General features: G+C 65.2%; 11 protein-coding genes and 7 tRNA genes. 2 read left to right on the forward strand and 16 right to left on the reverse strand.

The window, feature by feature from the left end; all coding sequences use genetic code 11:
* Positions 1–453 (reverse strand): ribonuclease HI, encoded by a 453-nt coding sequence (gene rnhA, locus B9Y64_RS03285; RefSeq protein WP_014036151.1) that lies wholly within the window; start codon positions 451–453, stop codon positions 1–3.
* 12 nt (positions 454–465) lie between these two features.
* Positions 466–1,110, reverse strand: coding sequence for a methyltransferase domain-containing protein (locus B9Y64_RS03290; RefSeq protein ID WP_100439490.1), 645 nt, complete (start codon positions 1,108–1,110; stop codon positions 466–468).
* Positions 1,111–1,121: 11 nt separating this feature from the next.
* Between B9Y64_RS03290 and gloB the strand changes: the two genes are divergently transcribed.
* Both gloB and B9Y64_RS03300 read left to right on the forward strand, forming a co-directional pair.
* Positions 1,122–1,886, forward strand: a complete 765-nt coding sequence (gene gloB / locus B9Y64_RS03295; RefSeq protein ID WP_100439491.1) for a hydroxyacylglutathione hydrolase — start codon at positions 1,122–1,124, stop codon at positions 1,884–1,886.
* On the forward strand, positions 1,883–3,085 hold the full coding sequence (locus B9Y64_RS03300) for a lytic transglycosylase domain-containing protein (protein ID WP_100439492.1): 1,203 nt from the start codon (positions 1,883–1,885) through the stop codon (positions 3,083–3,085). The genes gloB and B9Y64_RS03300 overlap by 4 nt, the downstream gene beginning before the upstream one ends.
* Before the next feature lie 239 nt (positions 3,086–3,324).
* On the opposite strand, the gene B9Y64_RS03305 is transcribed toward B9Y64_RS03300, so the two are convergent.
* From B9Y64_RS03305 to B9Y64_RS03370, 14 genes are all read right to left on the reverse strand, one after another.
* Positions 3,325–5,280, reverse strand: coding sequence for a peptidyl-prolyl cis-trans isomerase (locus B9Y64_RS03305; RefSeq protein WP_100439493.1), 1,956 nt, complete (start codon positions 5,278–5,280; stop codon positions 3,325–3,327).
* 181 nt (positions 5,281–5,461) lie between these two features.
* Positions 5,462–5,538: transfer RNA gene (locus B9Y64_RS03310), tRNA-Asp, on the reverse strand.
* Positions 5,539–5,644: 106 nt separating this feature from the next.
* Positions 5,645–5,721, reverse strand: a tRNA-Asp gene (locus tag B9Y64_RS03315).
* An 84-nt stretch (positions 5,722–5,805) separates the two neighbouring features.
* A tRNA-Asp gene (locus tag B9Y64_RS03320) sits at positions 5,806–5,882 on the reverse strand.
* A gap of 83 nt (positions 5,883–5,965) precedes the next feature.
* Positions 5,966–6,042, reverse strand: a tRNA-Asp gene (locus tag B9Y64_RS03325).
* A gap of 26 nt (positions 6,043–6,068) precedes the next feature.
* Positions 6,069–6,143 (reverse strand) — tRNA-Val (locus B9Y64_RS03330).
* Between the two features lie 11 nt (positions 6,144–6,154).
* Positions 6,155–6,427: an HU family DNA-binding protein gene (locus B9Y64_RS03335; protein WP_004146343.1), complete on the reverse strand. Its 273-nt coding sequence runs from the start codon at positions 6,425–6,427 to the stop codon at positions 6,155–6,157.
* Positions 6,428–6,646: 219 nt separating this feature from the next.
* Positions 6,647–9,097: an endopeptidase La gene (gene lon, locus B9Y64_RS03340; protein WP_100439494.1), complete on the reverse strand. Its 2,451-nt coding sequence runs from the start codon at positions 9,095–9,097 to the stop codon at positions 6,647–6,649.
* Between the two features lie 142 nt (positions 9,098–9,239).
* Positions 9,240–10,529, reverse strand: a complete 1,290-nt coding sequence (gene clpX / locus B9Y64_RS03345; RefSeq protein WP_100439495.1) for an ATP-dependent Clp protease ATP-binding subunit ClpX — start codon at positions 10,527–10,529, stop codon at positions 9,240–9,242.
* 126 nt (positions 10,530–10,655) lie between these two features.
* Positions 10,656–11,282: an ATP-dependent Clp endopeptidase proteolytic subunit ClpP gene (gene clpP, locus B9Y64_RS03350; RefSeq protein ID WP_004146318.1), complete on the reverse strand. Its 627-nt coding sequence runs from the start codon at positions 11,280–11,282 to the stop codon at positions 10,656–10,658.
* Positions 11,283–11,358: 76 nt separating this feature from the next.
* The gene (tig, locus tag B9Y64_RS03355; protein WP_014036145.1) at positions 11,359–12,654 is read right to left on the reverse strand and encodes a trigger factor; all 1,296 of its coding nucleotides are present in this window, start codon (positions 12,652–12,654) and stop codon (positions 11,359–11,361) included.
* 189 nt (positions 12,655–12,843) lie between these two features.
* Positions 12,844–12,928 (reverse strand) — tRNA-Leu (locus B9Y64_RS03360).
* A gap of 107 nt (positions 12,929–13,035) precedes the next feature.
* Positions 13,036–13,314: a hypothetical protein gene (locus B9Y64_RS03365; RefSeq protein ID WP_413482187.1), complete on the reverse strand. Its 279-nt coding sequence runs from the start codon at positions 13,312–13,314 to the stop codon at positions 13,036–13,038.
* A gap of 654 nt (positions 13,315–13,968) precedes the next feature.
* A tRNA-Lys gene (locus B9Y64_RS03370) sits at positions 13,969–14,044 on the reverse strand.
* Positions 14,045–14,240: the final 196 nt, after the last annotated feature.

Consider the following 14,240-nt stretch of genomic DNA (forward strand, 5'->3'; position numbering starts at 1 on the left):
TCAGTTTACCGGGCTCGAGTCACGGATCTGGATGGCCGCATTGCGCGCCAGGGTATCCACCCGCTCGTTGTCCGGGTCGCCGGAGTGGCCCTTCACCCAGCGCCAGTCGATCTGGTGCCGCAGCGTGGCGGCATGCAGGCGCTCCCACAGCTCGCGGTTCTTCACCGGGTCGCCGCCGGCGGTCTTCCAGTTCTTGCGGATCCAGCCGGGCATCCACTGGGTCAGGCCCTGCCGGACATACTGCGAATCGGTGTAGAGCACGATGTTGCAGGGCTCGGTCAGCGTCTCCAGGCCGGAAATGGCTGCCATCAGCTCCATCCGGTTGTTGGTGGTGTGCGCTTCGCCGCCGCTCAGCTCACGCTCGTGGCCCTTGTAGCGCAGCAGTGCAGCCCAGCCGCCGGGGCCGGGATTGCCAAGGCAGGAACCGTCGGTGTGGATTTCGATGGTTTTCAATACAACTCCAGATCAGGTAGCAACGGTGCCGTGCCAACGCACCGGCAACGGTTTCGGCCCGGGCAGGGCCAGCGTGCGCTTTTCAGCATGGAACAGGCAGGCTGCGCGCAGCGGCGCCCAACCGCCCGGGCGGCGGCTGCCGGCGCCGCGCCAGAGCGGGCCGAGGTAACGCATATCGTCGCACTCCAGCCCGTGGCGGCCGAGCAGCAGGCGGATCCGCTGTGGCGTGCGCACCACCAGTCCGTGCTGGCGCCAGTGCGTGCGGTAAGGGCTGAACGGGTTGAGGCTGCTCAGCCACAGGTGACCACCCGGCATCAGCACGCGCTCGCACTCGTCCAGCAGCTGGTCGGCATCGCCCGTGGTGACATGCTGCAGCACAACCGCGTTGACGCTCTCGTTGGCCAGCGGCAGCGGCAGTGCGCAGCGGGTATCGCCGGCATAGCCCTGCCCTTGCCGGAACAGGCGCAGACCGCGCCCGCCCGGCTGCGCATCGTCCAGCCAGGCCGCACTCGGTGCGATCCACAGCCAGGGCTGCGTCGGCAGCACCGACAGCTGCGGCAGCAGCAACTGCCGCTCCAGCACGCGCAAGGCTTCCGCCGGTTCACTGTCGAACCACGGGGTCTGGCTCGCTTGACGGGTGCTCTGCAGCGCGGGCATGGTCCAATTCTATGCGACTGACTGCCCTGCCCGCATTTGCGGACAACTACATCTGGACGTTGATCGACGACGATGGTGCCGCCGTGGTCGTCGATCCCGGCGATGCCGCGCCGGTGCTTGCGCTGGCCGACCAGGGCCTGCGCGTGGACACGATCCTGCTCACCCATCATCACGATGACCACATCGGTGGCGTGCCCGCGCTGCAGGCACGCTTTCCCGGCGTACGGGTCATCGCGCCGGTTGAGGAGCGCATCCCCACGGCAACCGGACGGGTCAGCGAAGGTGAACGCGTTCAGGCACTGGGCCGGACGTTCCACGTACTATCCGTGCCCGGGCATACCCGCAGCCACATCGCGTTTCACACTGCTGAACATCTTTTCAGCGGAGATTCGTTGTTCAGCCTGGGCTGTGGACGCCTGTTCGAAGGTACGCCGTCCCAGCTTCTGGCATCGATGCGCAAGCTGGGTACCTTGCCCGCGCAACTGCTGCTTTGTTGCGCCCACGAGTACACCGTGTCAAATGCCGTCTTCGCGCGGCATGTCGACCCCGCCAACGCTGCTTTGTGGCAGCGCCAAGAGGAGGCTTTGGCCATGCGCCGCGATGACCGTTCCACCCTGCCGGTAACCCTGGCCAACGAATTCGACTGCAATCCGTTCCTGCGTGTGCACACTGCGCCGATCCGCGCAGCAGTGTCGGCGCACCTGGGCCGCGACGTCGTTGACGACGTCGACGTCATGGCCGGCCTCCGGCACTGGAAAGACGGCTTCCGCGCATGATGCGCCGAAGTCTGCCGCTGGCCCTGGGCCTGGTCCTGGGGCTGGCCGGAACCGCTGGTGCCCAGTCGCTGGGCGCCGGCATCAGCCAGAACCTGACTGCCGCTGCGGCCCTGCCGCTGGATCCGGCCGCGTTGCCGGCCGCGTCGGTCCGCAATGGCCAGGAGATCTTCTCCAGCTTCCGCGACGGCCTGGCCGAGCCCACCTGCGACGCCGAGGCCACCAGCCCGCGCTGGCAGAAGCAGTTCGCCCACGCCCCGTCGCGCCTGGCCAACCAGGATGACGATGCGCTGGTGCTGTTCGGCTACGTGGTCGAAGAGCTGCGCAAGGCCAACCTGCCTACCGAATTCGCGCTGATTCCGTTCGTGGAAAGCGGCTATCGGCCCAACGCCCGCAACGGCAGCGGCCCGACCGGCCTGTGGCAGTTCATCGCCACCACCGCGCGCAACCACCGCGTACCCATGGCCAACGGCTACGATGGCCGCCTGTCGGCGGTCGACTCCACCCAGGCCGCAGTGCGCTACCTGAAGACCCTGCACGGCATGTTCGGCGGCGACTGGCGCCTGGCCACCATGGCCTACAACGCCGGTGAGTACCGCGTGCTGCAGTCCATGCGCAAGGCCGGCATGAACGCGCAGAATGCCAAGCCGTCGGCGCTGCCCGGCCTGTCGCCGGTCACCCATGCCTACGTCGAGAAGCTGCATGCCCTGGCCTGCGTGCTGGAAGACGTGGAAGACCAGCCGGGCGTGATGGCCTCGCTGGACCGCACCGTGCCGGTGCTGAAGGACCACACCCTGCCCGCCGGCACCAGCGTCCAGCAGTGGGCCGCACAGCGCGCCCTGGACCCGGCCAGGATCGCCCGCCTCAACCCCGCCCTGGCGGGCGGTGGCCGCGCCTCGTCGGGCGCCACCCGCGTGCTGGCGCCGGTCTCGGCCACCAATGCGACCGTGGCGGACACCGCCACCGCGCTGGTCGCCAGCGCCGTGCCGGTTGCCACCGCCGCGCCAACGCCGCAGGTCGCCAAGACCGTCGCCGCGATTGCCGATCGTCCGCGCAGCCGCCGCCACACCGTGCGTGATGGCGAGTCGGCCTGGACCATCGCCCGTCGCTACGGCATGCCGGTCAAGGCCCTGCTGTCACTGAACGGCCTGAGCGGCAGCAGCGTGCTGAAGCCGGGCGCCGTGCTGCGCGTCGAAGATTGAAAACGGTAGAGCCGAGCCCATGCTCGGCTGCCCATCTGTAGAGCCGAGCCCATGCTCGGCTACCCATCTGTAGAGCCGAGCCCATGCTCGGCTACCCATCTGTAGAGCCGAGCCCATGCTCGGCTGGGTTTGGCGGGCAGCCGAGCGTGGGCTCGGCTCTACAGAAAAATGCCGGGGCGCGCGCCCAAACAAAAAGGCCCGGCAATGCCGGGCCTTTCCGTTCCTGTCCGCCAGAAGGCTTACAGGTTCGCTTCGGTGGTCTGGACCACGAACTTCTTGCGCATCGCCTCGATGTAGGCCTTGGCCGCGGCCATGCCGTCGATCTGGCTCAGCTGTTCCTTCAGCTGCTTCTGCTGCTCTGCAGTCACTTCCTTGATGTCGCCCGGATTGACCTTGTTCACCGCGAACAGCAGCGCGTGGCCATTGACGTCGACCTTGCCATAGCTCGGCTTGCCTTCGGCCGGCACCGGCGCACTGAAGATCGCGCGGTTGATTTCCGGGGTCGGCACCGGCTGGCTGCGCGGCAGGCCCGGCATCGGGCTCAGCTGCAGCTTCTCGCTGGCGGCCAGCGACTGCAGGGTCGCGCCCGCCTTCAGCTTGGCCAGGATGGCGTCGGCCGCCTTGTCACTGGCCTGGCGCTGGCGATCGGCGCGGATCGCGGCGATCACCTGCTCACGGGCCTTGTCCAGCGGCATGGCCTGTTCCGGGGTGTGCGCAGCCACACGGATGACCACGCTGTGGTTGGTCGCGCCGCCCAGGGCAATCGGGTCACTGGCGGTACCGTCCTGCACCAGCACATCGGAGAAGGCAGCACGCAGCACGGCCGGGTCAGCGGCGATGCCACTGGCGGTCGCGCGGGTGATCGGGCCCAGCGTCTGCAGCGGCAGGTTCACTTCCTTGGCCGCAGCGGCCAGGTCGCTCGGGCTCTTGTTGATGGCATCGACCAGGCGGCCGGCCAGCTCGTTGAAGCCGCGCTCACCGTCGGCCTTCAGCTGCTCGGCGGCCAGCGTGTCACGCACTTCCTCGAACGACTTGCCTTGGCCACCGCGCACAGCGGCCACCTTGATGATGTGGTAACCGAACTCGGTCTTCACCGGGCCGATCACGTCACCGGCCTTGGCCGCAAACAGCGCGTCCTCGAACGGCTTCACCATCGCACCGCGCTCGACCCAGCCCAGGTCACCGCCCTGGTCCTTGGAGCCCGGATCTTCCGAATTGGCCTTGGCCAGCGCGCCGAAATCGGCACCGGCGGCCTTGGCTTCGGCAGCGATCCTGTTCGCCTTGGCTTCGGCACCGTCACCGGTGATCAGGATGTGCGAGGCCTGGCGCTGCTCCGGCGAGGTGAACTTCGCCTTCTCCTCTTCATAGCGCTTGCGCAGGGTTGCTTCATCGGCCGCAGTCGGTGCCGGCAGGTTCGCGCCATTGATCTCGACGTATTCCAGCGACACGCTCTCGGCCTGGCGGAAATCCTTGCCGTGGCTGTCGTACCACTTCTTGATCTGCTCATCGGTCACCGGCGCGGTATCGGCCGGTACCGCCGGCAACGCGGCCAGCTCGACGTCGCGGGTTTCGCCCAGCAGCTTCAGCAGGCGCTCGGTCTCGGCCTGGGTGACAAAGCCGGAGCTCTGCAGGCCCGACGGGATCACCGACTGCTGCAGGCTCTCACGCACCAGTTCCTGGAACTGGGTCGGCGTACGCGGCGGGTTGCCGCCGGCCAGGGCCAGGCGATAGTTGTTCTCGTTGAACTTGCCGTTCGAATCGAGGAACGCCGGCATGGTCGCGATGTACTCGCGCACCGCGCCGTCGCCGATCACCACGCCTGCCTGTTCACCGACCAGGCGCACGACCTGCTCGTCGATCAGCTGATCGAGCACGGCCATCTTGTTCTCGGTGCTCTCGAACGCGCGCGGGTCGAAATTGTCGCCCTGCTGCTGGCGCTCACGCATGCGCTCCTGCTCGAAACGCGTGCGGAAATCCTGCGAGCTGATCTCGTGGTGCTGCCACAGCATGCGCACCGGCCACCACGACGGCGCCGAACGCCACCAGGTCGGCGGCGCGGAAACCTTGGCCACGTTCTGTGCGCCAACGCCACCGAGGTAGCTGTTGTCGATCACGAACAGGAACGGAATCATCAGCAGCCCCAGGATCACAGTGACGATCCAGCCTGAGGTCTTGTCGCGGAGTTTCTGCAGCATGGTGAGGAATCACAAGGCCTGATTGGCGAGCCCGGCAGTGTAACCCGCTTCGCCGCAGGGACCAAAAGCAGCACCGGCGTGGCCTGCGCCCGCCTCCACAACCCTGCGCCATCAGTGCATCGGCCATCTTCATCACGGCGCAAAGAAAAAGCCCCCGGCTTGCGCCGAGGGCTTTTAAAGTTGGCGGAGCGGACGGGACTCGAACCCGCGACCTCCGGCGTGACAGGCCAGCATTCTAACCAGCTGAACTACCGCTCCGCGCTTGAACTTTGCAGGCGCCCAGTATATCCGAAGACTTCCTGGAAACCCAGCCCGATGAACACTTTTTTCAAAGTTTTTTCACAGGGACTTAAGAATTCTGCAATGGCGGAGCGGACGGGACTCGAACCCGCGACCTCCGGCGTGACAGGCCAGCATTCTAACCAGCTGAACTACCGCTCCGTTCTTGCAAAAACCTTTTTGTCTTCCCGAACCTGTCGGTGAGAAGACAAGGCCCCCAGCTTTCGGCCGGGGGCCTCGATGTAATGGCGGAGCGGACGGGACTCGAACCCGCGACCTCCGGCGTGACAGGCCAGCATTCTAACCAGCTGAACTACCGCTCCGCGTTGTTACCTTTTCTGCTTTCAGCCGGCCTGGACCGGGGAGAAAACAAAGCCTCCAGCTTTTGGCCGGAGGCCTCGTTGAATGGCGGAGCGGACGGGACTCGAACCCGCGACCTCCGGCGTGACAGGCCAGCATTCTAACCAGCTGAACTACCGCTCCACACTCAAACTTTTACCGCGGTGCTGTGGTGGGTGCTGAGGGTTTCGAACCCCCGACCCTCTCCGTGTAAAGGAGACGCTCTACCGCTGAGCTAAGCACCCCAGCGAGCCGCTTAGTTTACAGCATCCTTCAGGGCCTTACCAGCCTTGAACGACGGATTCTTCGAAGCAGCGATCTTGATGGTGTCGCCGGTCTTCGGGTTGCGGCCGGTGCGGGCAGCACGGTCGCGGACCTGGAAGGTACCGAAGCCAACCAGGGTGACCGCATCGCCGTCCTTCAGCGCCTTGGTGACGGCAGCAACGACGGCATCGACAGCGCGGCTGGACTCGGCCTTGGTCAGGTCTGCAGCTTCAGCAACGGCATCGATCAATTCGGTCTTGTTCATTCTCTACAACTCCTTTGGCGGTGGGTTCCGCTTATTCGACAGGGAAGCAACCGCACGCGCTCTGCATGCGGCCGCCATGTGGAAACGGTTCGCCGAATTCAGCGATCGCCAGACTGCGATCACTCATTCGCGAGTGCTGCTTTTATACCAGCGGCCCTACCCCCACGCAAGCTGGAAAGCCAGCAACGACGCGGGTTTCAGGCCATTGGACAGCGCGCGTCAATGCTTGACGCGCGCGTTTCCACTCGGTTTGGCCTTGCTGCGCACCGTGACACGTTGCGCACTCTTGCGCGCCTTCTTCGGTGCCAACGGACGCTCCAGCGCCAGGTCCAGGACTTCTTCGATGTACTTCACCGGCACGATCTTCAGATCACGGGTGACGTTGGCCGGGATGTCGGCCAGGTCCTTGCGGTTCTCTTCCGGAATGATGACCGTGCGGATGCCGCCGCGCAGTGCGGCCAGCAGTTTCTCCTTCAGGCCACCGATGGCAGTGACGCGACCACGCAGGGTGATCTCACCGGTCATCGCCACATCGGCGCGCACCGGCACCTTGGTCAACATCGACACCAGCGAGGTGACCATCGCCGCGCCAGCACTCGGGCCGTCCTTCGGCGTGGCGCCATCGGGCACGTGCAGGTGCACGTCGTGCTTCTGCAGGAAGTCGCTGTCGATGCCGAAGCCGACCGCGCGCGAACGCACCACCGACAGCGCCGCCGAAGCCGATTCCTTCATCACGTTGCCGAGCTGGCCGGTCAGGATCAGCTGGCCCTTGCCCGGCACCAGCGTCGATTCGATCTGCAGCAGATCGCCACCGACTTCGGTCCAGGCCAGGCCGGTGACCAGGCCGATCTCGTTCTCTTCCTCGGCACGGCCGAAGTCGAAGCGACGCACGCCCAGGTACTTGTCCAGGTTCTTGCCGGACACGCTCACCAGTGCCTTCTTCTTCGCACCCTTCTTCACCTTCGCCGCCGGCTGCGGGCCGGCCAGCGCGATCTCCTTCACCACCTTGCGGCAGATCTTGGCGATCTCGCGTTCCAGGTTGCGCACGCCCGATTCGCGCGTGTAGTAGCGCACGATGTCCTGGATCGCATCACTGCCGATCTCCAGCTCTTCCGGCTGCAGGCCGTTGGCCTTGATCTGCTTCGGCACCAGGTAACGGGTCGCGATGTTGAGCTTCTCGTCCTCGGTATAGCCGGGGATGCGGATCACCTCCATGCGGTCCAGCAGCGGGCCGGGAATGTTGAGCGAGTTCGAGGTCGCCACGAACATCACTTCGGACAGGTCCAGGTCCACTTCCAGGTAGTGGTCGTTGAACGCGTTGTTCTGCTCCGGATCGAGCACTTCCAGCAGCGCCGAGGACGGATCACCACGGAAGTCCATCGACATCTTGTCGATCTCGTCGAGCACGAACAGCGGGTTCTTGCTGCCGACCTTGTTGAGGTTCTGCACGATGCGGCCCGGCATCGAACCGACGTAGGTACGGCGGTGGCCACGGATTTCGGCCTCGTCGCGCACGCCGCCCAGCGACATGCGCACGAACTTGCGGTTGGTGGCCTTGGCGATGGACTGGCCCAGCGAAGTCTTGCCCACGCCCGGCGGCCCGACCAGGCACAGGATCGGCCCCTTCATCTGCTTCACGCGCGACTGCACCGCCAGGTATTCAAGGATGCGCTCCTTGACCTTCTCCAGGCCGTAGTGATCGGCATCGAGGGTGTCCTGCGCGGCCTTCAGGTCCTTGCGCACCTTGCTGCGCTTCTTCCACGGCACGCCCAGCAACCACTCCAGGTAGTTGCGCACGACGGCGGCTTCGGCCGACATCGGCGACATCTGCTTGAGCTTGTTCAGTTCGTTGCGTGCCTTGGCTTCAACGGGCTTGGGCATGCCGGCTTCGGCGATCTTGCGGGCCAGCTCTTCCAGCTCGCCCGGTGCATCGTCCAGGTCACCCAGTTCCTTCTGGATGGCCTTCATCTGTTCGTTGAGGTAGTACTCGCGCTGGCTCTTCTCCATCTGCGACTTCACGCGGCCGCGGATGCGCTTCTCCATCTGCTGCACGTCGATCTCGCCGTCGACCAGGCCGACCAGCATCTCCAGGCGGTCACCGACGGCCAGGGTTTCCAGCAGGCGCTGCTTGTCGGCCAGGCGTACGCTGATGTGCGCAGCGATGGTATCGGCCAGGCGTGCCGGCTCATCGATGCCCGACAGCGTCTGCAGCAGCTCCGGCGGCAGCTTGCGGTTGGTCTTCACGTACTGCTCGAACAGCGACATCAGCGAGCGGGCGATCGCCTCGACCTCGCGGGCCTCGCGCGCGTCGGTGGCATCGATCTCCACCGCCTGGCCGTGCAGCGAGCCGTTGCGCTCGTCGACATGGGTGACCTGCACGCGCGACAGGCCTTCGACCAGCACCTTGATGGTGCCGTCGGGCAGCTTCAGCAGCTGCAGCACCTGTGCCAGCGTACCGACCTGGTAGAGGTCGGCCGCATGCGGGTCATCGGTCTCGGCCGACTTCTGCGCCAGCAGCAGGATGCGCTTGTCCGCCTCCATTGCCTGTTCAAGCGCGTGCATGGACTTGTCACGGCCGACGAACAGCGGGATGACCATGTGCGGGAACACCACTACGTCGCGCAGCGGCAGGACCGGCAGGTCGAGGGTTTCACTTGGGGAACGGGCCATGGGGGCTCCAGGGAAGGGGGAAAACCGCCTCCGGGAGGGCATCTTCCGGAGACAAAAAAGCCGATGGCCCCGTTATGGGGCCATCGGCTTTCAGATGCAAGGCATTCCTTGAAAATCCTTTCCAATCAACAACCTGGAAGGATCACTCGGCGCCTGCGGCCTTCTGTTCAGGGGCCGCCGGGGTCTGGTAGATCAGGTACGGCTCGGACTTGTGCTCGATCACCGATTCGTCCACCACCACCTTGCTGACGTTTTCCTGCGACGGCAGGTCGTACATGGTGTCCAGCAGGACCGATTCGACGATGGTGCGCAGGCCACGGGCGCCGGTCTTGCGCTTGAGCGCCTTCCTGGCGATGGCCGACAACGCGTCCGGACGGAACTCCAGCTCGACGTTCTCCATCTCGAACAGCTTCTTGAACTGCTTGGTGATGGCGTTCTTCGGCTCGGTCAGGATCCTGATCAGGGCCGGCTCGTCCAGCTCTTCCAGGGTCGCCACCACCGGCAGGCGGCCGACGAACTCGGGGATCAGGCCGAACTTGATCAGGTCTTCCGGCTCGACTTCCGCCAGCACCTTGCCCACTTCCTGCTTGCGCTCGGTGCTCTTCACCTTGGCGCCGAAGCCGATGCTGCCGACGTCGGTGGAGCGGGCCTGGATCACCTTGTCCAGCCCGGCGAACGCGCCACCGCAGATGAACAGGATGTTCTTGGTGTCCACCTGCAGGAATTCCTGCTGCGGGTGCTTGCGGCCGCCCTGCGGCGGAACGCTGGCCACGGTGCCTTCGATCAGCTTCAGCAGGGCCTGCTGTACGCCTTCGCCGGACACATCGCGGGTGATCGACGGGTTCTCGCTCTTGCGCGAGATCTTGTCGATTTCATCGATGTAGACGATGCCCTGCTGTGCCTTCTCGACGTCGTAGTCGCACTTCTGCAGCAGCTTCTGGATGATGTTCTCCACGTCCTCGCCCACGTAACCGGCTTCGGTCAGCGTGGTGGCGTCGGCCATGGTGAACGGCACGTTGAGCAGGCGGGCCAGGGTCTCGGCCAGCAGCGTCTTGCCCGAACCGGTCGGGCCGACCAGCAGGATGTTCGACTTCGCCAGTTCGACGTCGTCGTTCTTCTGCCGGCTCTCGATGCGCTTGTAGTGGTTGTACACGGCCACGGCCAGGGTGCGCTTGGCACGGTTCTGGCCGATCACGTACTGGTCGAGGACCTCGAGGATCTCGCGCGGCTTGGGCAGCGAACTGCGCGCCGACTGCGCCTTTTCCTCAAGTTCCTCACGGATGATGTCGTTGCACAGCTCCACGCACTCATCGCAGATGAACACGCTCGGACCCGCAATCAGCTTGCGCACTTCATGCTGGCTCTTGCCGCAGAAAGAGCAGTAGAGGATCTTGCCGGTGTCCGTGGAACGACCTTGGCGGTCTTCGCTCATGCTTCGCTTACCCAGTTACCCCACCCGCTGAACGGGGGTTCGATTCGAGAATAGCACAGGGCCGAGGGGACACCAGTCCCACCCGACCCTGCAGGAACGGGGCCTCCCTGGCCCCGTGAAGGCCGGTCAGCCAGCCTGGATCGACTCATCCGGACGACGCTCCAGGACCTGGTCGACCAGACCGTAGGCCTGCGCCTCGAAGGCACTCTTGAAGTTGTCGCGCTCGGTGTCGCGGGCGATCGTCTCCAGCGACTGGCCGGTGTGCTTGGCCAGCACCTCGTTCAGGCGCGAACGCAGGGTCAGGATCTCACGCGCGTGGATGTCGATGTCCGTGGCCTGGCCCTGGTAGCCGCCCAGCGGCTGATGGATCATCACGCGCGAGTTCGGCAGCGCATAGCGCTTGCCGGCTTCGCCCGCGGCCAGCAGCAGGGCGCCCATCGAGGCGGCCTGGCCGATGCAGGTGGTGCTCACATTCGGCTTGATGTACTGCATGGTGTCGTAGATCGCCATGCCGGCGGTAACCACGCCACCCGGCGAGTTGATGTAGATGTTGATGTCCTTTTCCGGGTTTTCCGACTCCAGGAACAGCAACTGCGCCACCACCACGTTGGCCATGTGATCGTCGATCGGGCCCACGAGGAAGATCAGGCGCTCCTTCAACAGGCGCGAATAGATGTCGTAGGCACGCTCGCCGCGGCTGGTCTGTTCGACCACCATCGGAACCAGGTTCAGGGCTTTGGTTCGGTTGTCCATTACGTGAGGTACCTATCTTGGGGGGCAACAACCCCGCGCCGGCAAAGGCGCGGGGCATCCGGTGATCCGCCCGGGCTTACTGGCGGATCGCGTCCTGGAACGACAGCTTCTCTTCGGTGTGCTGGGCACGCTCGGCGATCCAGTCGATCACCTGCTCTTCCATCACACGGTTCTGCAGGCCAGACATCAGCTGGGGGTCGTTGCGGTACATCTCAATGACCTGCTCCGGCTCTTCGTAGGTCGAAGCGATCAGACGCATCGTTTCGTTCAGGCGCTTGGCTTCCAGGCGCAGGTCGTTGATGCGGGCCACTTCACCGACCAGCAGGCCGACCAGCACGCGCTTGGCGGCGGCATCCTTGAAGCCTTCATGGGCGTCGGCCGGGATCTCGCCGACGTTCTGGCCGTTGCGGCGGATCTGCTCGACCTGCTGGGCCAGCATGGCGCGGGCTTCGTTCTCGACCAGGCGCGGCGGCATTTCGACCGACGCGTAGGCCGCGATCAGCTGCTCGCCCACTTCGCGGCGCAGGCGGTTCATCAGGGCGCCCTTCAGCTCGCGCTCCAGGTTGGCGCGGATGTCGCTGCGGAACTGCTCGACGTCGCCACCCTTCACGCCGAAGCTCTTGATGAAGGCTTCGTCGACCGCCGGCACGACCGGCTCGGACACTTCGGCAACCTTGACGGTGACCTGCACGGTCTTGCCCGCCAGCACCGGCACGCGCCAGTCAGCCGGGAACTCGACGTCCAGGGTCTTCTCTTCACCCTTGGCCAGGCCGACCAGGCCCTTTTCGATGGTGTCGAACATCATGCCCTGGCCGAGCACGATCGAACCCTTCTCGGTGCCCTCGGCCGGCAGGCGCTCTTCGCCGGCCTGCGACCAGGTTTCCACCGCGACCAGGTCACCGTCCTGCGCGCCACGGCTGACCGGGGCCCAGGTACGGCGCTGGTTCTGCAGGTTCTCGATCATCTGGTCGATGTCGGCATCGGTGATCTCGGCGCTGTGGCGCACGACGGTCAGCTTGCTGACGTCGATATCGCCGAAGTCCGGCACCACTTCCACGGTGGCCACGAAGGAGAACTCGCCTTCGTCACCCTTGTCGATGCGCGGGCTGCCGACGATGCGCAGATCGTGCTCACGCACGGCGGCATCGAAGGTTTCGCGCAGCAGGCCGTCCAGCGCCTCACCACGGACCTGCGCGCCGAAGCGCTGCTCGATCACCTTGGCCGGCACCTTGCCCGGACGGAAACCCTTGATGCGGGTGGTACGGGCAATTTCGCCCAGGCGGCCGACGATGTGGCTCTGCAGACGCTCTTCCGGCAGCGAGAAGCTCAGGCGGCGTTCCAGGTTGCCGGTGGATTCGATCGAAGCTTGCATGTTGACTCCTGCCACCGGTGGCCCAGGCCCCCGGCTCGATGATTGGGATGAAACGGTTGTAAGGACACGACGTCTGGGACGCGCCTGCTTGCCGCAGCCCTTTAGTTTCGCCCAATTCGGCCTGCACTGCCAGCGCGTGCCGGTCAAGGGGGCGCCGATGGCCCGATCAGGGCGGGGACAGGCCGGCACTGGTGCGAAAGGGGGGACTCGAACCCCCACGCCTTGCGGCACTGGAACCTAAATCCAGGGCGTCTACCAATTCCGCCACTTTCGCGTGGCCGGCACAGGCGTTCATTGTCGCAGGCGATGGCAGGAAGCGAAAGGCCTGCACAAAGCTGAATCCGCCATCCCGGGCACCCCGCCGCCAGGGATGGCCATGGATCAGTGCTGCTGCGCTTCGGTGGCGACCGCTTCGGCGCCCTGCCCGGACAGTGCGTCCACTTTGCGGAGTTCAACACCGCCGTCGCTGGTCCTGCGCAACTGCACCGCCTCGGCCCGGGTCACGCCCTCAGCCGGCACCGCCGGCTGCATCGGCGCCGCCTCACTGACCGGACGCGCAGGATCGCGTTGGGCTTCCGCGTCGCGCTGCACGGTCTGCGCCGGGTCGCCCGGCTGACTGCAGGCAGCGAGCACCACCAGCGCGAGCGGAACCAGTCCCATTGGAACCCATCGATTGATATCACCCATCAGGATCGTCCTTCATGCGTGCGCCATCGGCGCGGAGGAACCATTGGGTGCGATGCAGGACGCGATGCGGTGAGAAGCAGCGCACAGCATTGAAAACACTGATGACGCATATGCCGCTGATTTCAGCACCGCTTCAGTGGATCCACGCCATGCAAGGAGGAAGGCCATAAGCGACACACAGGCAAGAAAAAAGCCACTTGGCGAACCAAGGGGAAGCTGCCGCGCATTCGCGCCGCAGCCCCACGCTTTGCCGGGCAAAGCGCGGGCCCCACTTCATCAGCCCCCACATCCCCGCGGCTTCGCCGCGCCCCCTTGACTCAAGGGGGCTCCACTCCGGGCAGCGCCATGGCATCCGCAGGCGCATCACCCGGCGCACAGGCAAGAAAAAAGCCACTTGGCGAACCAAGGGGAAGCTGCCGCGCATTCGCGCCGCAGCCCCACGCTTTGCATGGCAAAGCGCGGGCCCCACTTCATCAGCCCCCACATCCCCGCGGCTTCGCCGCGCCCCCTTGACTCAAGGGGGCTCCACTCCGGGCAGCGCCATGGCATCCGCAGGCGCATCACCCGGCGCATCACCCGGCGCACAGGCAAGAAAAAAGCCACTTGGCGAACCAAGTGGCTTTTGTCTGGTGGGCTGTCAAGGATTCGAACCTTGGACCTATTGATTAAGAGTCAACTGCTCTACCAACTGAGCTAACAGCCCGAAATCGGGGCGCGAATTATGGCTTGATCCGAGCGGTGGGTGCAAGCACTTTTTTCAACGACGTTGAATCAAGTACCGCTGTTCCAGCACCGCAGCAGATCCACGCCATGCGCGGGTACCGCTACGTGCGATCCCTCAAATCGAAGGGGTCACACTTATAAGAAAAAAGCCACCTGGCGTACCAGGTGGCTTCTGT

Source organism: Stenotrophomonas maltophilia, assembly GCF_002799245.1.
Taxonomy (GTDB): domain Bacteria; phylum Pseudomonadota; class Gammaproteobacteria; order Xanthomonadales; family Xanthomonadaceae; genus Stenotrophomonas; species Stenotrophomonas maltophilia_S.